We start from the raw sequence: 23,351 nt of genomic DNA on the forward strand, positions 1-23,351 counted from the left end.
ACTTAGGCGTCGTTGGTGAGCGACATGGTCCGTAGGACATCCTGCTTCAACAGATAGATCGATACCGCCAGCAGCACGACGTCCTTCATGAGGAAGGGGACATTGCCGACCATGGCAGGGAAACCGCCGGCCGCTGCATCCCAACCGTTCGGCATGAAGGGAATGATGGTGATGGTCATGACGAAGGTGATGACAGAGCCGCCCGCACCGAGGATGCCCAGGCGCTTGCTCCAGAAACCCGCCAGCATCAGCGCGCCAAACGTCCATTCCGCTACGCCGAGGAACCAGCTGGCACCGCGGATGCCGAACACGGGGTACATCCACGAGATGAGCGGACCGTTGCTGATGAACGGGATAAGCGTCTGCGCTTCGTATGCAAACCACTTTTGGTAACCGAAGAAGAAAAACATGATGACCATGGAAGTACGAAGCAAGTGGTAGTCGAGGTCCTTGCTGAGAAGCCCGGACTTTGCCAAAACAGTGCTGAGTGAGTTCATGACCTGATACCTCGAGTTGAATGTTGTTGTGATTGAGAAGAAGAACGGAGTGACGAAGATCAAGCGGAGGTGTCTCGATACGTGGCACGGGAGACCTCCACGGGTTGGCTGGAGGACGTGGCACTTTACGAGTGTTTACTGAGCCTGTTAATGTCTTTAATAATCATTAATATGCTAATTAAGCTCATTGAGTGACTTATGTCCCCAACGCTGGACTGGCTAAGCCGCCTGCTGGAAATCACGCCCGTCCGCGGCAGGCTTGATTTGCGCTGCCAATACGGAGCGCCTTGGCGTATCGATCAGGATGCGTCCGCGGCGGGCGAGATCCCGTATCACGTCGTGTTAAGTGGCTCTGCCCTCTTGGAGGATCCTGACGGCGGGGCGGCGCAGCGCATCGCTGCGGGCGACATTCTGCTGCTGGCCGACGGCGGAGCCCATTCGCTGCACGATGGAAGCGGTGCGCGCCCCTATCCCGCTCGCAATCGGACGGCAGCGAATCTGATCTTCAGCGAGAACGCGGGTGAGGGTGATCGGCTGGATCTGCTGTGCGGCCGATTCATGTTCACCCCCGTTCACGCCCGTTTGTTGCGCGGCTATTTGCCGACGCGATCGGTCGTGCGATCGTCTGGCGAGCACGGGACCGCAGCCAAGCCCGAAACCGGGGCGGATCTGGCCGGCTTGCTGGCGCTCATGCGTCAGGAATCGGGAGTCGACAGTCTTGGCGGCCGCGCGATGCTGGACGCGTTGTCGACGGCGTTATTTGCACTGACGTTGCGGTTTGCCAGCGAGTCGGGTGAGGCGCCGGCCGGATTGCTTACTCTGGCAGGCTATCCACGCCTGGCCCCTGCACTGGAGGCGATGTTTCATGATCCAGGCCATCCATGGACGCTTCCTTTGCTCGCAAGTCTTTGCAACATGTCGCGTGCGACGTTCGTGCGCTTGTTCCAGGAGAAGCTCGGGCGTTCGGCCAGCGATTTGTTGACCGACATACGCATGACGTTGGCATCCAACGAGCTTCGCAAACCATCCGCCTCAACGGGCGCTGTGGCCGACATGGTCGGTTATCAGTCGGAGGCGGCGTTCCAGCGAGCTTTTAAACTCCACATCGGACTGACGCCAGCGCGTTGGCGTCGCATGGCGGATACCGAGACCTAGACGGATCCACGCGGCACCCGGGCTGCGTCAACAAGGATGCACCTCGGGCTCCAGTGGCGGGAAACAGTTCCACCGCGATGAAATGGGCGCCACCTCGGTGGCGCCCCGGGGCCGCTATTACTTGACTGGCGGAAAGTCGATCGCGGTGTCGTTGATACGGTTGAAGATATTGGTAAAGGCGGTCAGTGCAATGGCCAGGCTGATGTCCACCAATTGTCCATCGGTGTAACCAGCCGCCTTGATCTCGTTGAATGCGTTGTCGCTGATCGTGCCACTGGTCTTGACCAGGTTGCGGACGAAGCGGACCAATGCATCGCGCTTTTCATCGCCGGTGGGTTCGCCTGCGCGGATCTGCTTGAGCGCGTCGGGTTTCAGGCCGGTCATCTTCCCGAGCAGGCTGTGTGCGGCCACGCAGTAATCGCAACCTGCGACTTCGCTGACAACCAATTTGATGGTTTCCTGGTCTTGCTTGCTCAATGCGCTTGCTGCCAGGACGCCATCGGCTTGCAGAATGGTTTTCAGCGCGGCGGGGTCGAGCGCACCGATCGCTGCGAACGTATTGGGAACGCTTCCGACGGCCTTGCGAATCTGCTCGTAGACCTCGGCAGTGGCACCGGTGGCGGATTCCAGAGAGGGGGTATGGATGCGGGACATGGGTGACTCCTTCGTTGAGTTGGTGTGCGTACTTTACGAAGAAGTTATGATCTTTTTAATGTCATTAATACTCTAAAATATGCTTTATAGTATCAAAGATAATCAGGGCTTATGGCGGCCCAACGCCTGGCCACAGCTCGACGCCTTTGGTGAGAAGCGGTTGCCCGTCATCTCTGACGAGATGGATGTGTGGATGCAGCAATGCGCTGGAGCTCGTCGAGCAAACGGAGGTCCGATCGTTCCATGGTCGGTCGCCCGGCGGTCGATGAGCGGCCGCTCCATGTCGTCGATGAAGCGACATCGCTGCGCGATGCCCGCGACGATCGATCAGCCCTTGTGGAATCCAGGCCCATGTAGCACTTGGCCAGGCAGCGCCTGTGTCGTCTTGCCGTTTGCGATCACCGGCACGCCGTTTACCAGTACGTAATACATGCCTTCCGCAAGCTGTTTAGGTTCCTCGAACGTCGCGGGCGCGCGCAACGTGGCCGGATCGAAAATGGCGATGTCGGCCCACATGCCCTTCTTGATGGTGCCACGCTGCGTGAGGCCCATGCGTTTCGCGGGCAGTGCCGTCATCTTGTGTATCGCATCCGCCAGCGTCAAAGCATGTTCGTCGCGCACGTACTTCGTGATGATGCGCGAAAACGCGGCATAGGCACGCGGGTGTGGGTGGCCCTGGCCGAGCGGGCCGGTGGGCGCCTGCGCTGAAGCATCGTCGCAGATCGACATCCACGGCTGCTGGAGTGCGAGCGTGACGTCCGGCTGCGACATGCCGAAGACGGCGACGTCGGTGGCGGCGTGATCCTTGATCAAGATATCGAGCAGTGCATCGATCGGCTTTTCGTGCCAGCTTGTGGCGATATCGTCCAGCCGCCGCCCTTCGAGTTTCTTGAGCGAGGGGTCCCGCACGGAAGTGATTTCGACCGCGTGCGGGCCCGGGACTTCCAGCCAGTCGTTGCTCCATGCGTCCGAAGGCGTCCGCATGTCCTTCTCGATCCGCGCGCGCGTTTGCGGATCGCCGAGCCGCGCGAGCAGCTTGGCGGTACCGCCGGCGTGCGCCCATGGTGGAATGAACGAAGCGAGGTCGTTGCCCCAGGCGGTATACGCATAGGTGTCGGCGCTTACGTCCAGACCCTTGGCACGTGCCGCGTCGATCTTCGCGATCACCTTCGGCATGCTGCCCCAGTTCCGATGGCCGGCCACCTTGAGGTGGAAGATTTCAACCGGGATGTGCGCCGTGCGCGCGATGTCGAAGACCTCGTCGAGCGCCGCCATTTCCGCGTCGCCTTCGCTGCGCATGTGCGTGGCATACATGCCCCCGTAGCTCGCCGCCGTCTTCGCCAGCGCGATCAATTCCGGTGTCGTGCTGTAGGTGGCCGGCGGATATTGCAGTGCCGTGGATACGCCAAACGCACCGTCGCGCATCGCGTCCGCGATGATCGCCTGCATCTGCTTGAGCTCGTCCGGCGTGGGCTTGCGGTCGCCGTAGCCAATCACCATGGCGCGCGCTGTGGCGGCGCCGACGTAGGTGCCGAAGTTCACCGCGATACCCTGTCCTTGCAGGCGCTGGAAATACTCGCCCAGCGTTCGCCAGTCTGGCTTGGTATGCGAACCTTCTTCGTTGATGATGTTGTCGTTGAGCGGCGCGACCGACTCGCCTTCGCCGGTGATCAGCGTAGTGACGCCCTGGAAAATCTTCGACGGCGCATGGCCGTCCACCAGCAGCGCGCGGCCCGACTGGTCGAGCATGTCGATGAAGCCGGGCGTGACCGCCATGCCATGCGCATCGATGGTCTGCGCCGCGTCGACATGGCCGAGCCGACCGATCGCGGCAATGCGGCCGCCGCTGATCGCGATGTCGGCGGAGTATCCGGGCGACCCGGTCCCGTCAAACACCTGGCCGTTGCGTATGACGAGGTCATACGAGGGGACGGATGCGGCCTGAACTTCCCATCCCACCAAGCCGAGCGCGGCAACGAAAATCAAGCGAACTACCGAGTGCATAATGACCCTTGCGTCGATGTCACCAATGACTACAAAAGCATCCATGGTTCATGGCAGCTTCGCGCATCGAACATCCTGTGTCATGCACGTGAAAGACGATAACGCCGCCGATGTCCGTCGACCATACACCAGTCCCTCATGCGCCGGTCCCATCTTGTGGTACTTCTCGAAATGCATCCGCAAGCCATCGCGGATAGCGGTGAGTCGACAGCGTTCAGTGGATATCCTCGCGCGCTCTCGTTATATGTCCGGCATGTTGCCGGATGAAGCGCACGCTGTCGTCGAGTACCGGTGCCTTGCCGCGGAACGGTCGCGACAGCGCCAGCAGGATCGCGCTGTGGCCGATGTCCGGATACAGCTTGAGTTCGACTGGTTCACCTTCGCGCTGCAGTGCCGCGGCCAGGGAGGTCGCGTTGCGCGGCCACACCACTTTGTCGGTGGTGCCCTGCATCAGTAGCATCGGCGGCTCATCGCCATCGACGTAGTGCACCGGCTGCGAGCGCAGTTGGGCTGCGTGCGTGCTGCCGAACATGTCGATGAAATCGGGATTCTTCAGCGGCAGGAAATCGTACGGGCCGGCCAGGCCGATGAAACCAGCCAGCTGGCGCGGTTGCATGCCGACACTGGCGAGCCAGTGCCCATCGGTGGCCAGCAATGCGCCGATATGCGCGCCGGCGGAGTGGCCCATCACGAACAGCGTGGACGGGTCGCCGCCGTACTCGCCGGCATGGGCATGCGTCCACGCCACGGCGTGTGCGGCGTCCTGCATGAAGCCGTCCAGGCGTACTTTCGGCCACTGGCGATAGTCGGGGATCACCACCACCAGGCCGCGCCGGGCCAGCGCCTCGCCGGCCCAGCGATACCACTGGCGCTTGCCGGATTTCCAGCTGCCGCCGTAGAAGAACACCACCACGGGTGCGTTGCGTGCGTCGCGCGGGCGGTAGACGTCCAGCGATAGCTGCCGCACCGGATCGAATGGCACGTCGTGCTGCACCACGACATCAGACTTGCCAGAGGTGCCGTTGAGGCTGCGGAACAGTATCGCCTGGCAACCGCTGAGCAGGCCGCTGCCGAGTAGCAGCAGAAGCGTGGCGAGCAGGGTGCGGCGGTGGGTGGGGCGGGTGGTTTGCGGGGGCATGCCTGTTCCTGTGCGGGAATCGATGTGCGGACTTTGACCCCTTTGCACCGCTGGCTGCGTTGCATGAAGGGAGGGCGCCGCTGCACGTAGATACGCGCCGTTGTCGCCACAGGATGCAGCTGTCGCTGTATGCCTGCCGTGTTCCACCTACACTGTGCCGGCCAGCAGGCACACAGGGAGAAAAGCATGCTTCGTCGATCGCCAGGGTTGCCGGGTCTCGTATGGTTGGGTCTGCTGTGGCTGCTGCTCGCCATGCCGTTGATGGCGCAGGACGTGCCGCCGCCGCTGCGCGACTGGCAGGGCTGGGTATTGCACGACGAACCGCAGCACGATTGCCCGTTCCTGGCCAACCAGATGCCCGATGCCGGCAACCGTCAGTGCGCATGGCCCGGTCGCCTGATGCTCGATGCCGGTGCGGACGGCGGTCGTTTCGGTCTGGACGTGCATGTGGATACGCCAAGCTGGGTGGCCTTGCCGGGCGACGACAGAAACTGGCCTCAGCAGGTCAGCGCCAACAAGCAGGCCGCTACCGTGCTGCAGCGAGCCGGCCAGCCGATGCTGTGGTTGATGCCAGGCGATTATCAGTTGAGCGGCACGTTGCCGTGGACGACGCGCCCCGCGCGCCTGCGCGTGCCGGCCACCATCGGACTGATCACGCTGAGTGTCGATGGCGCGGCGGTTACCCGGGTCGAGCGCAATGGCGACCAACTTACCCTGGGCGAAGCGGCCGCGGCGCAGCGCGCCGCCGATGCGTTGTCGTTGCGCGTCTATCGCCGCCTCGAAGACGGCCTGCCGGCCACGCTGCAGACGCGGTTGCAATTCAACGTCACCGGCAGCGCACGCGAACAGCTGCTCGGGCCGGTGCTGCCAGCCGGGTTCGTCGCCACCGCCCTGTCCGGCGATCTGCCGGCGCGACTGGAGAACGACGGCCGGCTGCGTGTGCAACTGCGGCCGGGACAATGGACTGTCACGCTGGCCGCGCGCAGCGTCGCGGCCCTGGGCAAGGTAGCGCTGAAGCTGCCGGCGGCACCGTGGCCAAGGCAGGAAATCTGGAGCTATGCCGACGACACCGACCTGCGCAACACGCGCGTCGAAGGCCAGCCCACCGATGCTGCGCAGGCCGGCGTGCCAGGCGATTGGAACGAGTTGCCTGCCTTTGTGCTGGACGACAGCACCGGCCTGGCGATCGAGCAGGGCACGCGCGGCGACGAAGGCGGGCAGGGCGATCAACTGCACCTGCAGCGACAGATGTGGCTGGACTTCGACGGCCATGGCCTCAGCGTCGCCGACACGCTGAGCGGCGAACTGCGTCATCACCAGCGGCTGGATGTGGCTGCGCCATGGCAATTGCAGCGCGCCAGCCAGGCGGGGGATCCGTTGCTGGTCACCCAGGGCGAACACGGCGCCAGCGGTGTCGAACTGCGCGACCGGAACCTCGCCCTCAACGCGGGCTTGCGGCTACCCACGCATGCGGGCGCGATCCCGAGTTCCGGCTGGCAGGTGCCACTGGAAGGCATCGATGCCACCCTGCATCTGCCCTCCGGCTACCGGCTGCTCGGTGCGGCTGGCGTGGATCGTTCGCCCGATTCCTGGGTGGGTCAGTGGAGCCTGCTCGACCTGTTCGTGCTCGCATTGATCGCGCTGCTGGCCGGGCGGCTACTCGGCTGGCCGTGGGCGTTGCTGGCGGCCGGCTATCTCGCGCTCGCGCAGCACGAAAATGCGGCGCCGCTGTGGACACTGGCGGTGACCTTGGCGCTCGCGTTGCTGTTGCGCGCCTTGCCGGAAGGGCGCCTTCGCTCGACCGGGCGCATTGGCGCGATGGCCGTGTTCGCGCTCGCCGTATTGTGGACGTTGCCATTCACCGCAAGGCAACTGGAATACGCGCTGCATCCGCAACTCGAAGGAGGCAGCCGTGAGCGCGTGGTGCAGGTGGCTTTCAACGAGCCGGTGCCGGAGCGCCAAGGTTATGCGCCCGCACCGAACCAGCCGCCACCCAAAATCATCCAGCAGGTCGCGCCTCCGCCCGCGCCACCCGCGCCACCCTCCGAGATGGAGGTCAGCGATGCGATGTCGTCGAACGCCCTTTCCGCAGCGCCGACGGCTGCGGGCCATGCGAACAGCCAGGTCGACACCCGCAGCATCATCCAGGCCGGTGCCGGCATGCCGCGCTGGAACCAGGGCAACAATTATCGATTGGGCTGGTCCGGACCGGTAACCGTGGACCAGAGCACCCGGCTGGTGATTGCGCCGGCGTGGCTGGTGCGGTCGCTTCGCGTGGCGATGGTTCTGCTGCTGGCCGCCTTGCTGGCCAGGCTGGTATCGATCCTGCTGCTGCCGCTGCGCGGTCGCTGGCCGGAATGGCGCGGCCGCAGCGTGGTGGGCGCTGCGCTGCTCGCTCTCGCGCTGTTGCCACACGGCGTGCGTGCGCAAGACCTGCCAAGCCAGCCTTTGCTTGATCAGTTGCGTACCCGCCTGACCGAAGCGCCGAAATGCGCGCCGGACTGTGCCGATCTCGCGCAGGCGCAGCTACAGGTCACGGGCGATGCGCTGGATGTCGAGCTGGACGCGCACGTGGGCGCACCGGTGGCGATGCCGTTGCCACAAGCCGATGACGCGATGCAGCTGCTGGCTGTTGCGGTGGACGGTCATGCCGATGCGCCGCTCACCAGGAATGCCGGCCAGCTGCTGGTGCGGCTGGACCGCGGCGTGCACCGGGTCAGCTTGCACTACCGCATCGCCGCTACCGACAGCGCGAGCTTGCGTTTCGCGCAGCGGCCGCAGCGTGTCACGTTCAGCGGCCAAGGTTGGTCGCTCGACGGCGTCGACGATGGGCGAGCGCTGGGCGACAGCATTGCGTTGCATCGCGTGCGCACCGCGAGCGACGGCAAGAGCCTGCCGGCCGTCCAGAATTTCCCACCCTATGTGCGGCTGACCCGCAGCCTGGTGCTTGGCCTCGACTGGACGGTGCAGAACGTGGCCGAACGCATCGCCCCGCAGCAGGGTGGTTTCAGTACCACGTTGCCGCTGCTGCCCGGTGAGCATCCACAGGGCGATGACACGCTGGTCAAGGACGGCCGGATCGGCATCACCTTCAACGCGAACAGCAACACGGTGAGTTGGACCAGCCGCCTCGATCATGCCGCCCGGCTTGCCTTGAAGGCGCCGGCGCTCGGCGAGCGTGCCGAAGTCTGGGAAATCCATGCGGCGCCGATGTGGCATGTCGATGCCAAGGGCGTTCCCACCAGCGCCAGCGATGAGGGTCTTCTGTATCAGCCATTGCCGGGCGAAACCCTCCAGCTGGCGTTCGACCAGCCGGCAGCGATAGCGGGCGACAGCCTGGCATTCGACGGTGTACAGCTGACCAGCGCCACAGGTGAGCGGGCCAGCGAAACCACCCTGAGCCTGCACGCGCGCAGCACGCGGGGTGGCGAGCATGCCATCAACCTGCCTGCCGGGGCCGAGCTGCTCGACGCGCATCGCGACGGCGAGCCTGTCAACCTCGCCGTGCGCGACGGCAAGCTCGGCCTGCCGCTGCTGCCGGGCGAGCACGATTACACGCTACGGTTGCGTGAGCCACATGGCGTCGCGATGCAGACGCGTACGCCGGTCTTTGCGCTGCATGCGCCGATGGCGAACATCAGCCTCAACCTGCAATTGCCGCAGGATCGCTGGGTGGTGTGGACATGGGGGCCGACCACCGGGCCGGCCGTGCTGTATTGGTCGCAACTGGTCGTGCTGTTGCTCGCCGCCTGGCTGCTGGCCCGTTATGCACCGACGCCACTGCGTTTCCGTCACTGGTTGCTGCTTGGGCTGGGCTTCTCCGCGTTTGCCTGGAGCGCCTACGCGCTGGTGGTGCTGTGGCTGATCCTGCTGGGCTTGCGCGCACGCCACACACCATCGGAGCAGTTGGGAGCAATGAGGTTCAATCTGCTGCAGTTCGGGCTCGCCGCGCTCACCGTATTGGCTTTGCTGGTTCTGGTTGCCGCAGTGCCCAAGGGATTGCTCGGCCTGCCGGACATGCATGTGGCGGGCAACGATTCCGGCGCGTGGAGCCTGCGCTGGTTCGCTGATCAGAGCAGCAGTGCATTGCCGAGCGGTGGCGTATTCAGCGTCTCGCTATGGGTCTACAAGATCGCCATGTTGGCGTGGGCGCTGTGGCTGGCCAACGCGCTGATCGGTTGGTTGCGCTGGGGCTTCGACGCATGGACGCGCGGTGGCTACTGGCGCAGGCGCGAGCCGAAACCTGGCGTGGTGCCGCCGCAGCTGCCGCCGATGACGGAGCCGCCGCGCGATGCCTGACCTGCGCAGCATGCTGGCCCATGCCACCGACCAGCTCGGCGAACGCGTCGATGCCGAGCTGCTGTTGTTGCACGTCGTGCAGAAGCCGCGAAGCTGGCTTTTCACGCATGCCGATGATGTGCTGGATAGGGACGTCCAGAAGGCCTACGCCAGCCTGCTCGAACGTCGCGCGGCCGGCGAGCCGGTCGCGTATATCACGGGGCGGCGTGGGTTCTGGTCGCTGGACCTGGAGGTGACGCCGGCCACGTTGATCCCGCGCCCGGAAACCGAGTTGCTGGTGGAGCTGGCGCTGCAACGTCTGCCGCTGAATGCGGTGTGCAGCGTGGCGGATCTGGGTACCGGCAGCGGCGCCATCGCGTTGGCGATCGCGAGCGAGCGCCCGCGGGCAAACGTCATCGCCACCGATGCGAGCGCCGCGGCGCTCGCCGTCGCGCAACGCAATGCGCAACGGCATGCCATCGGCAACGTCGCCTTCCTGCATGGCGACTGGCTGACACCGCTGGCCGGGCAGTTGTTCGATCTGATCGTTTCCAATCCGCCCTACATCGAGGCCGCCGATCCGCACCTGGCACAGGGTGACCTGCGCTTCGAACCGTCCGGTGCGCTTGCGTCGGGGCGCGATGGACTCGATGACATCCGGCGCATCGTGCGCGAGGCCCACGTCCACCTGCGTGCGGACGGTTGGTTGCTGTTCGAGCATGGATGGAACCAGGGTGACGCCGCGCGTGCGTTGCTGGTCGACGCGGGCTATGCCGAGGTCTTCACGGCAAGGGATCTGGAAGGGCGCGACCGGATCAGTGGTGGCTGTTGCCGCTGATCGCCGCCCCCTCTGGCGCAGGTAGTGCGGCAGCAGTCGGAGGACTAAGCTGGATCCGCCGGTCGAACGCGCATGCGGGCTCGAATCCGTTGCCGCGCCTGACGGTTCCTTGCCAGATGAGGACGCATGCGCATGCAGTTTCATTCGCAAAGCAGCTTTGACTGGATGCGAGTCTGGCCTGCTTGGGGTGGCCCGCGCGGCTGTTGCGCGATTGGCATGTCGTTATTGCTTGCCCCGGCCCTAGCCGTCGCGCAGTCGAGCAGTGATCCGGCCACCGCTTCATCCGCGCCGTTGCCCGCCGGAAATGCAGTTTCGCAGACACGGAATGCGACGACGCTGGGTGAAGTGATCGTTACCGCGAACCGGCGGCGCGAGCCTTCACGCGAGGTGCCGATGCACGTCAACACGGTGTCCGCGCAAACGCTGCAACAACTCGGTGCGCGCACGCTGAGCGACTACGCTTCGTACCAGCCGGGCGTGTTCTTCGCCAGCCAGGGTGGCACCGGGGAGGGCGAGGTGATCATGCGCGGTGTTTCCACCGGCAATCAGACCAGCCCCACCGTCTCCGTCTACATCGACGACGTGCCGGTCGGTGGCAGTACCGTGTATGCGTCGGCCGCCACCTTCTTGTTCGATGCGGCGCTGATGGACCTCGACCACGTGGAATTTCTCTACGGCCCGCAGGGCACGCTGTACGGCGCCGGTTCGATGGGTGGCCTGATCAAGTACGTCACCAACAAGCCGGATACCAGCGACTTCTCCGGTTCCGCCGGCTTCGATATTTCGCACACGCAGCAAGCCGGAATGAACTACACGGAACGCGCCACGGCGAATCTGCCGTTGCTGCGCGATGTGGCTGCCTTGCGGGTGTCGGCGTTCGATCAGCACAGCGCCGGGGTCTACCGCGCGGTGGGCGAAGCACCGGCCGAGGGCGCGGATCGCACGCACACGAAGGGCGTGCGCGTGCAGTTGCAGGTCGACCCCACCGATCGGCTCAGTTTCAACCTCAGCGCGATGGCACAGAAGATCGCTGCCGACGGCCTGTCGATGGCGGACTATTCGTTGACCACCGGCCAACCCATTTCCGGCGGCCCGTACAACCGCCGGCTCAATCACCGCGAGCCATTCACGCAGACGTTGCAGCTGTATGCGTTCCGCGCCAGCTACGACTTCGGCTGGGCCAATCTGGACTGGATCAGCTCGTACCAGAACTTCGTCAACCGCAGCGTGCAGGACTATCCGGATGCCTTCCTGGCCCTGCTCAACGTGCTCGGTCCGGTGTTCGGTGTCGACCGGCAACTCAGTACGCTCTATGTCGACTCCGGTTACGACGTGCACAAGGCGTCGCAGGAAGTGCGTCTCACCTCGCGCAAGGGAGCACGTTTCGACTGGCTGGTCGGCGCCTGGTTCAATCGCGAGAATTTGTGGGAGCAGTACAGCCTGCTCGGTGCCCAGCTGCCGCCGCCGGGCATCTACCGGCTGCTCGGGCAACAAGTACGCGCGGGCTTCACCGAGTACGCCGGCTACGGCGACCTCACCTGGCACGTCACGCCGCAATGGGATATTGCCGGCGGCGTGCGTGCCAGCGGCAACAGCCAACACCTGTCGAATGTCGAGGATGGCCCGGTGGCGGGCAGCCCCGGCGGTTTCCACGAGCACATGGTGAGCGACGACATCACCAAGATGCTCACGGTCAGTTACCGCCCCGACAAGACGCGTTCCTACTACATGCGCGCCTCGACCGGCTATCGGCCGGGCGGCCTGCAGGCACCGGTGAACAGCACCATCCTCGGGCCCAACGCCAACGCGAAAAATACCTTCGGTGCCGACTCGCTGACCAGCTACGAACTCGGCTACAAGGGCAGCCACCTGGACGGCACGATCAGCCTCGGCGTCGATGCCTACGATATCGAGTGGCACAACCTGCAGCTGTATACGTACACGCTTGGCAACACCATCATCCAGAACGCGGGCAATGCACGCATCGATGGCCTGGAGCTGCAGTCGAGCTTCACTCCCGGCCACTGGCGCATCAATGCATCGGCCGCCTATACTCATGCGCGCACACTCGATGCGCGCCCCGAACTGGGCATCGCCTCGGGCGCGCCCTTGCCATACTCCGCCCGGCAGACCGCCACGCTCGACACGCGCTACAACTTTCATCTGGCCGGCGACGCAGCGTATGCAGGGGCTGTCCTGCGCTTGTCGAGTCGGCGCCATGCCGGCTTCGCCAATGACTCCAGCGATCCGGACTTCAGGCTTCCGGGCATGGGCCAGCTCGACCTCGATGCCGGCGTGGTGCTTAGTCACGGTGCCAGCGTGGACATCTATCTGCGCAACGCGCTCGATCGGCACGCGCCAGTGGGCACACTGAATTCAGAAGCGATCAATTTCCTCGCCAGCGTGGGCGGCCCGATGCTGGTGCAACTGACCACGCCGCGCACGCTCGGCGTGTCGGTCAACCTGCCGTTCTAGCCTTGTCCGATCGCGTGACGCAGGAATCAGCTCGCGCTCGCGATGCTGGTCGCGGCGGGTTGCGGAAAGCGTGCACGGATGGCGTTGCGGATGCCCGGCAGGTCGAGGCCGGCCATGACCAGTACTTCATCGCGGCTGCCGTGTTCCAGATAAACGTCGGGCAGGCCCAGATGCAGGATCGGCAGGGTGATGCCGTGCGCTGCCAGGCATTCGGCCACGGCGGAGCCGGCCCCGCCGGCAATCGCGTTGTCTTCCAGGGTGACAAAAGCGTCGTGGGTTTTCGCCAGTTCCACGATCATGGTTTCGTCCAGTGGTTTCACGAAACGCATGTTGACCAGGGTGGCGTCGAGTTCGGCGGCGACCGTGGCGGCCGGTGCCAGCATCGCGCCGAAGCTGAGCAAAGCCAGGCCGCGGCCACGCCGGCGCAGTTCGGCCTTGCCGATCGGCAGCGTGTCCAGCTCCTGATGGATCGCAGCGCCCGGGCCGGTGCCGCGCGGATAGCGCACGGCGGCGGGGCCGGCGTACTGGAAGCCGGTGGAGAGCATCATGCGGCACTCGTTCTCGTCGGCCGGCGCCATGATCAGCATGTTCGGCAGGCAGCGCAGGAAGGTGAGGTCGAAGCTGCCTGAATGGGTGGCGCCGTCCGGCCCGACCACCCCGGCGCGGTCGATCGCGAACGTCACGTCGAGGTTCTGCAGGGCGACGTCGTGGATCGCCTGGTCGTAGGCGCGCTGCAGGAAGGTGGAGTAGATCGCTACCACGGGTTTGGCGCCTTCGCAGGCCATGCCCGCGGCCAGCGTCACCGCATGCTGCTCGGCGATCGCCACGTCGAAATAGCGCTGCGGATATTCCTTCGAGAAACGTACCAGCCCGGAACCTTCGCGCATCGCCGGGGTGATTCCGAGCAGACGCAGGTCGACGGCGGCCTGGTCGCACAGCCAGTCGCCGAAGATGTCGGTATAGGTCGGTTTGGCTGGCGCGCCTTTTTTCACCAGGCCGGCCTGCGGATCGAACGGGCCGACTGCGTGATATTCGATCTGCGCCTGTTCGGCCGGAGCGTAACCCTTGCCCTTGGTGGTGATCACATGCAGCAATTGCGGGCCGGGCAGGTTCTTCACCGTGCGCAGCGCCTGCAGCAATTGCGGAATGTTGTGGCCGTCGATCGGACCGGTGTAGTGGAAGCCGAGCTCCTCGAACAGCGTCGAGGGCACGAACATGCCCTTGGCGTGCTCCTCCCAGCGCTTGAACCAGCGGCCGAAGAAGGATTTTTTCGGGATCGCACGCTTGGCCCGCTCACGCCACTGGTTGAGCCGACGGCTGGCCATTGCGCGCGCCATCACCTTGGTCAGTGCACCGACGTTCTCGCTGATCGACATGCCGTTGTCGTTGAACACCACCAGCATGTCCGGCTCCACGTCGCCACCATGGTTCAGCGCCTCGAACGCCATGCCGGCGGTCATCGCGCCATCGCCAATCACCGCCACCACCTTCCGATGGTCGCCCTTGCGCTGGGCGGCGATCGCCATGCCCAGCGCGGCGGAGATCGAGGTGGACGAATGACCGACGCCGAAGGTGTCGTATTCGCTTTCCTCGCGGCGCGGAAACGGTGCCAGGCCGTCCCTCTTCTTGATGGTGGTGATGCGCTCACGCCGGCCAGTGAGGATCTTGTGCGGGTAGCACTGATGGCCTACGTCCCACACCAGCCGATCATGCGGCGTGTCGAATTCGTGGTGCAGCGCCACGGTCAGCTCCACCACGCCCAGGCCTGCGCCGAAGTGGCCGCCGGAGCTTGCCACGGCCTCGATCAGGTACTGGCGCAGCTCGTCGGCGACCGCCGGCAGTTCTTCGTCCGGCACGCGGCGCAGGTCGGCCGGCGTATCGATCGGGGCCAGGTGGGGGTAGCGGGAAAGATCGTTCATCTGCGTATTGTTGGCCCAGCGAGGGGGCGGGGCAAGGGCGGGCGTATGAACAAACGCGGCGTGGCGGGTCAGGCGGCGGTCTGCACATGGCGAAGACATGCTGCGCGCGACGCTTTCACTCACTCCCCGAAACAAGGTGTGATCCGTGAATTCTCCCTCGATCTTTCGTCGCTTCGCCGAGGCCACCGCGCGCGGTGCCGGGCGGCCCATGGCCTTCCTGCTGGCGGCCCTGGTGGTGATCGTCTGGGCCGCCAGCGGGCCGTTCTTCCATTTTGGCGACACCTGGCAGCTGGTGATCAACACCGGCACCACGATCATCACCTTCCTAATGGTATTCCTGATCCAGAACAGCCAGAACAGGGATACCGCATCGTTGCAGATCAAGCTGGACGAACTGATCCGAACCAGCCATGCGCACAACGCGCTGCTGAACCTGGAGGAGCTGGACGAGGACGACCTGGATCGCATCCGCAAGCACTACTGCAAGCTGGCGAAGCAGGCCTACGGTGACCTGTCCTCGATCGAGAAGGACATCAAGGACATGCACAACGACGAGGGCGAGGACGACGCTGCCGATTGAGCTCAGGCAAAGGCAGCCGTGGCCATCGGTCGCCGGTCGCGCGGCAAACGGCTGACCAGGAACTCCATCTGGTCGGCCAGGATGTTGCGATTGGACAAGATCAGGTGCTCGACCCAGCTCGGCCGGTACGGTATCGCCAGCAGCGGCATGTTGGCCTGCTGCGGGGTGCGGTTGCTCTTGCGCAAATTGCAGGCGAGGCAGGCGCTCACCACGTTCTCCCACTCGTCCTTGCCGTGCTTGGAAATCGGCAGCACGTGGTCGCGGGTCAGTTCGGCGCGAACGAAATGCTCGCCGCAATAGAGGCAGATGTGGCGATCGCGGGCGAACAGGGCGGTGTTGGTCAGTGCCGGGGCCGGATCGATCGCATGCTCGCGACAATGGCCGGTGCTGGCGATGATCGGATGCAGTTGCAGCAGGCTTTGCACGCCAAGTTGGCGATTGTGGCCGCCATGCACGGTGAGGCAGGGGTCGCCCAGCGTCCAGGCCACCACGTCACGGACGTACAGGCATGCCGCGTCCTGCCAGCTGATCCAGTCGAGGATGCGACCGGCGGCGTCCAGTGACAACACGCGGGTCGCGTTGATATCGGCCCGACTTGGCACTTCCATCAGCATGTAAACCGTCCTTCAGCCAGGGCTTCGAAAGAATGTCTAGGCAATGCGGAATGCTTGTCTGCAGCCAGCATAGAACATTTCCATTGCAATTCGCATGCAAATCCGGCTAGGGGCTTTACGCCGACAGTCGCACGTCGCGCCAAAGCACTGATATGATTGACAGTCAACACAGACCCGACGCCGGGTTTGGTAGGGGCGCTTCGGTGGTGACCCGGCACGGCGAGGGCAGAGGTAGTCAACGTGGCTGAAGTTCTTTTCTACGAGCGCCCGGTGCCGCTCAATCGTACCGAACACAAGGATCTGCGCTTGAAGGGCGTGCCGAACGTAAAGTTCGCGATGAACGCCCATTCGGTGCCACTGACCGGCGTCGAGTTCGGGGTTGCCGCGCGCGATCTGTTGATCGTGTTCACCGGCAACGACGTTGCCAGCGCAGGCCCGGTCGCCATGCTGGGTTTGCGCCAGAACGAAAACCTTTATGTGGACGCCGAGGGCCACTGGGCGTCGAACACCTACATCCCGGCGTTCGTGCGTCGTTATCCGTTCGTGCTGGCCGAAAAGCCGGTCGATCAGGAGGGCGACGACTTCACGGTGTTCCTCGATGAATCCTACGAGGGTTTCAACGCCAGCGAAGGCGAGCGCCTGTTCAAGGAAGACGGCACCGACAGCGAGATGCTGGCCAATGCCGTCGGCTTTCTCGGTGAATTCCAGCAGAACATCGCGCGCACCAAGTGGTTCATGGAGCAGCTGGTCAAGCACGACCTGCTGGAGCCGCGCAACGTCCGGCTGCAGAAAGACGGTCAGGACGGCAAGGAAGGCAAGGCGATCAACCTCAACGGGCTGTTCGTGATCAACGAAGACAAGCTGCGTGCATTGGACGAGAAGATCACCAACGAACTTGTGCGTGAAGGTGCCATGGGCTGGGTCTACGCGCACCTGCTGTCGCTGGCCAACATCGATCGCCTGGCCCAGCGCCTGGACGAACGCGAGCAGGCCGAAGCGGCTGCCAGCGGCACCACCAACTGATTACGCCGTTCATCGGGTAACCAGGAAAAAGCCGCCTGCGGGCGGCTTTTTCGTGCGCGGCGTCAGTGCAGCGGTTTGGCCAGCCGAAGCAGGTCCGGCGCATAGCCGGAGGCTTCGTACAGCGCGCGGGCACGCTCATTGCCGGGAAACACCGCCAGCGTCACCAGCTGGCAGTGATGCTCGCGCGCCCACGTCTCGGCGTGCGCGAGCAGCGCCTTGCCGACGCCCTTGCCTTCGTGTTTCGGTGCTACCGCCAGATCGGAGACGTGGCAGTTGCTGCGCCCGGTGAAAAAATCCGCGGTGCGTTGCAGGTGGATGAAACCGACCCGCTCGCCGTCGGCATCCTCGGCCACGAACAGATAGCTGTTGGCCGGCTGGTCTTCGAGGTGCCGCAGCAGATCATTGCGGATGCCCTCGATGCATTCGTGCCGTCGCCGCCATGGCGGCAGGGTGAAATCAACGAAGCGCGGCACCAGCGCGAGGATGAAATCGTCGTCGTCTTCGGCCAGACGAATCAGCAGGGGCAGGTCGGTCATGGGCGGCGATCGGTGGCAGGGTGAGATCGTCGTTTCTACACCTTGCGTGCAGGGCGCGGTAGTCCCGCTCGCCACGTGTATATTTTGGTGCTTGCGGCAACGGCCGGGGCAGCGTCTCCGTTCCGGGCCGCCGAATACCACCTAAGCAAGGAAGATCGCCTGTGCCGACTACCACCCGTCGCATCCACATCCAGCCCATCGACGACAATGTGCTCGTGCAGGGTATGCACGACATCCAGAGCCAGCTGAAACTGCCGCTGGCGTTTCCGCCGGAAGTCGAAGCCGCTGCGGCGCAGGCCGCTGCCAGTCCACGGTTACCGGAACTGGATCGCACCGACATCGCGCTGGTCACGATCGATCCACCGGAATCGATGGATCTGGATCAGGCGATGTACGTCGAGCGCACCGACAGCGGCCACCGCGTGTATTACGCGATTGCCGACGTCGCCGCGTTCGTTACAGCCGGTGACCCGGTCGACCTTGAAGCGAACCGCCGCGGCGAGACTTTGTACGGCGCGGACGTCAAGATTCCGCTGCATCCGAAGGTGTTGTCCGAAGGCGCCACCTCGTTACTGCCTGGCCAGCTGCGGCCTGCCTTGCTGTGGACGATTGAACTGGACAAGACTGGCGGGATCGGCAGCATCGACGTGTGCCGTGCCCGCGTCAGCAGTCGCGCCAAACTCAACTATGTCGGCGTGCAACAGCAGATCGATGCCGGTACCGCCGACCCGATGTGGGCCGTGCTGCGCGAGATCGGCGAGCTGCGCAAACAGCGCGAGCAGGCGCGCGGCGGCATCAGCCTGCCGCTGCCAGAGCAGGAGATCGACGTGGTCGATGGCCGCTGGACGCTGGCCTTCCGCGCGCGGCTGGCGGTCGAGGACTGGAACGAACAGATCTCACTGCTGACCGGCATGGCGGCAGCGCAGCTGATGGTGCAGGCCAGGGTCGGCCTGCTGCGCACCTTGCCCGAACCCGAGCCGCAATCGTTGCAGCGTTTACGCCTCACGGCGCAAGGGCTCGGCATTGTGTGGCCGGCCGGACAGAGCTATCCCGATTTCATCCGCTCGCTCGACCCCACCAAAGACACCCACGTCGCGATGCTGACCGCATGCACCACGGTGCTGCGCGGCGCCGGCTACGCCGCGTTCAACGGCAGTCTGCCCGCGCAACCGAAGCAATGGGCGCTGGCTGCGGAATACACCCATGCCACCGCGCCGCTGCGTCGGCTGGTCGATCGCTACACCGGCGAAGTCTGCGTGGCCTTGTGCGCGAAACAGCCGGTGCCCGACTGGGTGCTCGCCGCGTTGCCGGGCCTGCCCGCCACGATGCAGGCCTCCGGCCATCGTGCCAGCCAGTACGAGAAAGCCGTGCTCGATCTGGCCGAAGCCGCCGCGCTGGCACCGCGTGTTGGCGAAACGTTCAACGGTGCGATCGTCGAGGTCGCCGCCAACGCTCCCGGCAAAGGCATCGTCATCGTGCGTGATCCTGCGATCGAAGCCAGCGTATCCAGTGCATCGGCCCTGCCGCTCGGCGCCGACGTCAAGGTGACTCTGGTCGAAGCCGATCCGGTCAAGCGGGTGACGCGGTTCGAGCTGGCGCAGTAACGGTCGGAATCGCCGCGCCGTCACTCCATGCCGGCGCGGATCGCGCGCGAGAAATCGTCGCCAGCCGTAGTGTTTCTGGCCCGTTCGGTGACTCGGCCACGGCGACGCAATTCGTCGACCGGCACGCTTTGGTCCACCGCGCCGGCGTCGTGCAGATAACCCGGCAGGTAGCCGGTCATCAGCAGGCGGATGTCCCACGGCAAGCCGGGATCGATCTGCCGCGCCATGCGGTAGACGATGGTGGTGCAGTTCGAGGTGATGGTGTTGTAGAACGCCGGCGTGCCGGCCAGCGTATTGGCAGCGTGCACGTAGGAAAGGAACAGCGCGCGCATCGCCGCTTTGTTCATGCGTAGCGGATACAGGTAATCGTCCTCGCCACGGACGTTGGTGCGCACGCGGATGATGTCGCGCTCGTCGGCGGCGACCAGGGCGGTTTCGAACTGCTTGAAGAAACCGCCGATGGCCGAATACTGCTGCCCGCGTTGCTTGCGGATCTCGACCGAAAAAACCACGTGGCTGCCGTCGTCGAAACCGAACGAGATCATCGCGTGCGCGATCGCCTTGCTGCTCCAGTACGACAGCACGGCATCGGCCGAGGCGAGATGATCCAAGTCGTAGTGGCGGGTTTCCCAGCGTGCGTCGTAATCGGTGTCGCTGCGCCAGTTGAAATTGCGCACGTTGTCGAGGGTGACTTCATTGCCAACCACCTTGCCGACCAGCGGCCGGGATACGTCGTCCGCCCAGATCCGCTGATTGGACGGCGCAATGCTGACCCACCATCCAAGCAACACCGCGTACATGGCCACGTATGCGCCCAGCGGCAGCCAGCTGCGCCGACTGATCGTGATGGCGGCGAGGGCGATCACGACGACAATCCATACGGCACTGCCGAGCATCCGGACCACGGCGCCGCCAGGCAGCTGATACCACAACGCCATCGCACCCCACGCTCCGGAGACCAGGGTGACGAGTGCCGCCAGTACGACAAGCACCATCCGCACGATCATCCAGCATTTGTTCGCCATCGTCTTCCCAAAGTCGCGGTCACCGCGCCAGCGTGCCGTTTTGGCGTGGGGAACACAATCCATGCGCCACCGCGCCGTGGGCAACTGTCTCGCGCAGGCGGGCATGGCTACAATCGTGTCTCGCCTGGCCGGACGGACACGACGCCCATGGAAAGTGGAATGCAGGTAGGAGTCACGCGCTGCCTGGTGCTCGCCGCGCTGCTCTGCCTGAACGCCTGCGCGATGGTCGGCGTGAGTCACGTCAAGCCACACGATTACGCCAACGAGCGACGCGCCGACGTGATCGGCAGCCACCGCCTGAGCGACAGCACGGTGCAGGCACTCAACGTGGTGGCGCTGACCACAGACAGCTGTCGGGACGGATTCGCCGACTGCACCGATGTCCTCGCGCATTCACCGGGTTTGAGTGACGAGCAGCGCTTTTCGGCACTGGCCGAACTCTGGCTGGGCAAGGCGATCAAGAGTGACCGGGCGAAGACCGATGCGGCAATGGATGCGCCAACGCTGGATGCCTACCTGCAGTCCGCGCGTTACGCCTATGTCTACCTGTTCTACACCGCGCGCCAGCCGACCGAGCGGGCTTTCGAAATGCGCCAGGGACAGGTGCTTGGCTTCTACAATTTTGCCGTGCAGCGCGCGGTGAGCCGCTTCTTCCAGGAGTTGCCGAAGCTGGGTTCGCAGTGGACACAAACATCACTGGCCGGCTGGACTGTCCTGCGGCCGCAGACCGACCTGCGGTTGGCCGATCGGGGACACCCGCCAGCCGAACTCATCCCCGCCGCGGGATTGCGTTTCAACGGTCTGCGCAATATCTACCGGCGCGATGGTTTTGGTTCGGACTTCGTCGCGGTTGCGCCAGCGCGCGAGGCCGCCAGCGACGTGCCGTGGCGTGATCCGGATTATGTTTCGATGACCGGTGCGCTGGTCTTCGCCGGTTCCACCCTGGCCGACGTGCTGGCCACCAGGCAGGTGCAACTGGTGGCGCGCGATCCGTATCGCGACGACAGCATGACCATCGGCGACCGCAAGGTTCCGTTGGGTGCCAACTTCACCGCGGCCTACGGTGTCTGGCTGGCCCGTTCGGGCTTCGCGAGCCAGTCGATCCGTTCGTTGCTGGGGCGCGAGGGCGGCCTGAAAACCCCGCGCGTGCTGTTGATGCAGCCGTACGATCCCGACCGCCTGACTGTGGTGATGCTGCATGGCCTGGCCAGCAGTCCGGAAGCATGGATCAACGTGGCCAACGAGGTGATGGGCGACGAGGAACTGCGCCGCAACTATCAGGTGTGGGAGGTCTATTACCCGACCAACGCGCCGGTCGCGGTCAACCTCGCCAGCATTCGCAAGGCGCTGGACGCGACCCTGAAGCACTACGATCCCGGCGGTCGCGCCCGTGCCTCGCAGAACATGGTGCTGGTCGGACACAGCATGGGCGGCGTCATCGCGCGCCTGCTGGTGTCCTCCAGCGGTGACCGGCTATGGGACGTGGTGCCGCTGCGCTCCAACCTGTCGCCGGCGAAACGTACGCGCGTGCGGCAACGCCTGGCGCCCTACCTGCAGTTCACCCCGATGCCGCAGGTGACCCGCGCGGTGTTCCTCGCCTCGCCGCATCGCGGCACGCCCTACGCGCAGCACCGGCTGGCGCGCTGGATCGGTGAACTGATCCGCCTGCCGGTCACCGTGTTGAAAGAAGTGGCCAGCCTGTCGGAACTGCTTAAAGACGACTCCGGCAAGCAAGGTCCCGCGCTGCACGTGCCCAACAGCATCGACAACCTCAGCGACGCCGACCCCTTCATCAAGGCAGCGGCCAACCTGCCGATCTCGCCGCGCGTGCACTACCACACGATCGTTGGCGTCTATAAACCCAAAGGCCCGCTGCCCACCACCAGCGATGGTGTCGTGCCTTACAGCAGCGCCCACCTCGATGGCGCCGACTCCGAACTGGCGATCCCTTCCTGGCACAGCGTGCAGGAAACCCCGGCGGCGATCCTGGAGTTGCGGCGGATTCTGCGGGTGCAGCTCGAGGCGGTAAAAGGCGGGCGGCCGTAGGCTGGGCGCTTCGCGGGCCTAGCCTGCTGCCTTCGATGCAGGTCCGAGGAAGCGGTCGACGATCTCCGGCAGCATGGGATCGACGGCGAGCGTGTAGTGGGTCGTGTTCGGCACGATGGCGAGCTCGTTTGCGGGCCGCAGGGAGCCATCGATCCCGGCATCGCGCTGGCCGCCTCCCAGTGCCTTCCAGAACTCGACCATGTGTTCGGGCCGGATGGTGTCGGCGTCGGCAAAGACCAGCAGTGTGCGTGCCCGAAGCCTGGCGACGTCGGCGCTCCAGTCGAAGGGGCGCTTGGTCAGGTCGCCGACCTTCCTGAAGAGATTGGTCCAATCGACATCGGGATAGGCCTTCCCCAACGGCGATGCCTTGACGCCAGGGCCCAACGTGGCAGCGTTGGCCTCCAATTGTTTGAAGGCCGCCACTCCCTCCGGATAGAAGCCGTCCTGCCTCATCGCCGCGGACACGAGCACGAGCCGGTCTATCACGTCCGGATGGCGGATAGCCGTCTGCAGCGCGACGCTGGCGCCCAGCGAGTAGCCCATCACGTCGGCCTTGCCGAGGTTCAGGTGGCCGATCAGGGCGGCAATGTCATCGCCCATCGTTTCACTGCGCAGCGGCCTGTCGGTGTCTGGCGTGCGTCCATGTGCCTGGAGATGGACGGCGATCACCTGCCGGCCCTTGGCCAGTTCGGCCAGATTGCTCCCGAAGCTGTCCGGGTCGATGCCGCCGTGGAGAAGCATGAGCGGCTTGCCGGCGCCATGCACGCTGTAGAAAAGATGCTGGCCATCGACGTCGGCAAAATGCTCGATCGACATGGCGGGAGTCTCCCTGGCTTGAACGGGAAGGGCCGCAATCAACACCGCAGTCGCCATGGCAGTCTTCAGGAAATCGCGTCTGAGCATAGCGTCCTCGCGTGGCGCCGAACTGGCCAGCGCGGAAGTGATCGTGATGTTTCATCACGATC

The 23,351-nt window shown here is 64.7% G+C and carries 17 protein-coding genes; 8 read left to right on the forward strand and 9 right to left on the reverse strand.

Annotated elements, in window-relative coordinates; genetic code table 11:
• Positions 1 to 2: 2 nt before the first annotated feature.
• Complete coding sequence (locus tag ACPPVV_RS04370) at positions 3 to 497, reverse strand: YkgB family protein (RefSeq protein ID WP_426702251.1); 495 nt, start codon at positions 495 to 497, stop codon at positions 3 to 5.
• Between the two features lie 198 nt (positions 498 to 695).
• Here ACPPVV_RS04370 and ACPPVV_RS04375 point away from each other — a divergent pair, with 198 nt between their 5' ends.
• Positions 696 to 1,652, forward strand: coding sequence for an AraC family transcriptional regulator (locus ACPPVV_RS04375; protein ID WP_426702252.1), 957 nt, complete (start codon positions 696 to 698; stop codon positions 1,650 to 1,652).
• Between the two features lie 117 nt (positions 1,653 to 1,769).
• Here ACPPVV_RS04375 and ACPPVV_RS04380 read toward each other — a convergent pair whose 3' ends face one another.
• The 3 genes from ACPPVV_RS04380 to ACPPVV_RS04390 form a co-directional block, all read right to left on the reverse strand.
• The gene (locus ACPPVV_RS04380; RefSeq protein ID WP_426702253.1) at positions 1,770 to 2,306 is read right to left on the reverse strand and encodes a carboxymuconolactone decarboxylase family protein; all 537 of its coding nucleotides are present in this window, start codon (positions 2,304 to 2,306) and stop codon (positions 1,770 to 1,772) included.
• 327 nt (positions 2,307 to 2,633) lie between these two features.
• Entirely contained in the window at positions 2,634 to 4,202 is a 1,569-nt protein-coding gene (locus ACPPVV_RS04385; protein WP_426702254.1) for an N-acyl-D-amino-acid deacylase family protein, read from the reverse strand.
• 322 nt (positions 4,203 to 4,524) lie between these two features.
• Entirely contained in the window at positions 4,525 to 5,448 is a 924-nt protein-coding gene (locus tag ACPPVV_RS04390) for an alpha/beta hydrolase (protein WP_426702255.1), read from the reverse strand.
• A 186-nt stretch (positions 5,449 to 5,634) separates the two neighbouring features.
• Between ACPPVV_RS04390 and ACPPVV_RS04395 the strand changes: the two genes are divergently transcribed.
• The 3 genes from ACPPVV_RS04395 to ACPPVV_RS04405 all read left to right on the forward strand — a co-directional run bounded on the left by ACPPVV_RS04395 (position 5,635) and on the right by ACPPVV_RS04405 (position 13,039).
• Positions 5,635 to 9,747: a hypothetical protein gene (locus ACPPVV_RS04395; protein ID WP_426702256.1), complete on the forward strand. Its 4,113-nt coding sequence runs from the start codon at positions 5,635 to 5,637 to the stop codon at positions 9,745 to 9,747.
• The gene (gene prmC / locus ACPPVV_RS04400) at positions 9,740 to 10,564 is read left to right on the forward strand and encodes a peptide chain release factor N(5)-glutamine methyltransferase (protein WP_426702257.1); all 825 of its coding nucleotides are present in this window, start codon (positions 9,740 to 9,742) and stop codon (positions 10,562 to 10,564) included. Before ACPPVV_RS04395 ends, prmC begins: the two co-directional genes overlap by 8 nt.
• A gap of 216 nt (positions 10,565 to 10,780) precedes the next feature.
• Positions 10,781 to 13,039, forward strand: a complete 2,259-nt coding sequence (locus tag ACPPVV_RS04405; RefSeq protein WP_426702258.1) for a TonB-dependent receptor — start codon at positions 10,781 to 10,783, stop codon at positions 13,037 to 13,039.
• 26 nt (positions 13,040 to 13,065) lie between these two features.
• On the opposite strand, the gene dxs is transcribed toward ACPPVV_RS04405, so the two are convergent.
• A complete protein-coding gene (gene dxs, locus ACPPVV_RS04410) occupies positions 13,066 to 14,958 on the reverse strand; it encodes a 1-deoxy-D-xylulose-5-phosphate synthase (protein ID WP_426702259.1) in 1,893 nt (630 codons plus the stop codon).
• 145 nt (positions 14,959 to 15,103) lie between these two features.
• On the opposite strand from dxs, the gene ACPPVV_RS04415 reads away from it, so the two are divergent.
• Positions 15,104 to 15,538, forward strand: a complete 435-nt coding sequence (locus ACPPVV_RS04415; RefSeq protein ID WP_426702260.1) for a low affinity iron permease family protein — start codon at positions 15,104 to 15,106, stop codon at positions 15,536 to 15,538.
• 2 nt (positions 15,539 to 15,540) lie between these two features.
• On the opposite strand, the gene ACPPVV_RS04420 is transcribed toward ACPPVV_RS04415, so the two are convergent.
• Positions 15,541 to 16,152: an HNH endonuclease gene (locus ACPPVV_RS04420; RefSeq protein WP_426702261.1), complete on the reverse strand. Its 612-nt coding sequence runs from the start codon at positions 16,150 to 16,152 to the stop codon at positions 15,541 to 15,543.
• Positions 16,153 to 16,392: 240 nt separating this feature from the next.
• Here ACPPVV_RS04420 and ACPPVV_RS04425 point away from each other — a divergent pair, with 240 nt between their 5' ends.
• Entirely contained in the window at positions 16,393 to 17,175 is a 783-nt protein-coding gene (locus ACPPVV_RS04425; RefSeq protein WP_426702262.1) for a SapC family protein, read from the forward strand.
• Between the two features lie 62 nt (positions 17,176 to 17,237).
• On the opposite strand, the gene ACPPVV_RS04430 is transcribed toward ACPPVV_RS04425, so the two are convergent.
• Complete coding sequence (locus ACPPVV_RS04430; RefSeq protein ID WP_426702263.1) at positions 17,238 to 17,711, reverse strand: GNAT family N-acetyltransferase; 474 nt, start codon at positions 17,709 to 17,711, stop codon at positions 17,238 to 17,240.
• Between the two features lie 161 nt (positions 17,712 to 17,872).
• On the opposite strand from ACPPVV_RS04430, the gene ACPPVV_RS04435 reads away from it, so the two are divergent.
• On the forward strand, positions 17,873 to 19,315 hold the full coding sequence (locus ACPPVV_RS04435; RefSeq protein ID WP_426702264.1) for an RNB domain-containing ribonuclease: 1,443 nt from the start codon (positions 17,873 to 17,875) through the stop codon (positions 19,313 to 19,315).
• A 20-nt stretch (positions 19,316 to 19,335) separates the two neighbouring features.
• Here the strand turns inward: ACPPVV_RS04435 and ACPPVV_RS04440 are convergent, their stop codons facing one another.
• Entirely contained in the window at positions 19,336 to 20,322 is a 987-nt protein-coding gene (locus ACPPVV_RS04440; protein WP_426703166.1) for a DUF4105 domain-containing protein, read from the reverse strand.
• A 177-nt stretch (positions 20,323 to 20,499) separates the two neighbouring features.
• Between ACPPVV_RS04440 and ACPPVV_RS04445 the strand changes: the two genes are divergently transcribed.
• Complete coding sequence (locus tag ACPPVV_RS04445) at positions 20,500 to 22,386, forward strand: esterase/lipase family protein (protein WP_426702265.1); 1,887 nt, start codon at positions 20,500 to 20,502, stop codon at positions 22,384 to 22,386.
• Positions 22,387 to 22,404: 18 nt separating this feature from the next.
• Here ACPPVV_RS04445 and ACPPVV_RS04450 read toward each other — a convergent pair whose 3' ends face one another.
• Positions 22,405 to 23,202 (reverse strand): alpha/beta fold hydrolase, encoded by a 798-nt coding sequence (locus ACPPVV_RS04450; RefSeq protein ID WP_426702266.1) that lies wholly within the window; start codon positions 23,200 to 23,202, stop codon positions 22,405 to 22,407.
• Positions 23,203 to 23,351 lie beyond the last annotated feature (149 nt).

Origin of the sequence: Rhodanobacter sp. Col0626 (assembly GCF_049994385.1) — a bacterium.
In the GTDB taxonomy this organism is placed as follows: Bacteria; Pseudomonadota; Gammaproteobacteria; order Xanthomonadales; family Rhodanobacteraceae; genus Rhodanobacter.

Excerpts from the sequence above, each read along its gene's own strand:
- ACPPVV_RS04370 (WP_426702251.1), bottom strand. The coding sequence starts at position 497 with ATGAACTCACTCAGCACTGTTTTGGCAAAGTCCGGGCTTCTCAGCAAG.
- ACPPVV_RS04375 (WP_426702252.1), top strand. The coding sequence starts at position 696 with ATGTCCCCAACGCTGGACTGGCTAAGCCGCCTGCTGGAAATCACGCCC.
- ACPPVV_RS04380 (WP_426702253.1), bottom strand. The coding sequence starts at position 2,306 with ATGTCCCGCATCCATACCCCCTCTCTGGAATCCGCCACCGGTGCCACT.
- ACPPVV_RS04390 (WP_426702255.1), bottom strand. The coding sequence starts at position 5,448 with ATGCCCCCGCAAACCACCCGCCCCACCCACCGCCGCACCCTGCTCGCC.
- ACPPVV_RS04395 (WP_426702256.1), top strand. The coding sequence starts at position 5,635 with ATGCTTCGTCGATCGCCAGGGTTGCCGGGTCTCGTATGGTTGGGTCTG.
- prmC (WP_426702257.1), top strand. The coding sequence starts at position 9,740 with ATGCCTGACCTGCGCAGCATGCTGGCCCATGCCACCGACCAGCTCGGC.
- ACPPVV_RS04405 (WP_426702258.1), top strand. The coding sequence starts at position 10,781 with ATGTCGTTATTGCTTGCCCCGGCCCTAGCCGTCGCGCAGTCGAGCAGT.
- dxs (WP_426702259.1), bottom strand. The coding sequence starts at position 14,958 with ATGAACGATCTTTCCCGCTACCCCCACCTGGCCCCGATCGATACGCCG.
- ACPPVV_RS04420 (WP_426702261.1), bottom strand. The coding sequence starts at position 16,152 with ATGCTGATGGAAGTGCCAAGTCGGGCCGATATCAACGCGACCCGCGTG.
- ACPPVV_RS04430 (WP_426702263.1), bottom strand. The coding sequence starts at position 17,711 with ATGACCGACCTGCCCCTGCTGATTCGTCTGGCCGAAGACGACGACGAT.
- ACPPVV_RS04440 (WP_426703166.1), bottom strand. The coding sequence starts at position 20,322 with ATGATCGTGCGGATGGTGCTTGTCGTACTGGCGGCACTCGTCACCCTG.
- ACPPVV_RS04445 (WP_426702265.1), top strand. The coding sequence starts at position 20,500 with ATGCAGGTAGGAGTCACGCGCTGCCTGGTGCTCGCCGCGCTGCTCTGC.
- ACPPVV_RS04450 (WP_426702266.1), bottom strand. The coding sequence starts at position 23,202 with ATGTCGATCGAGCATTTTGCCGACGTCGATGGCCAGCATCTTTTCTAC.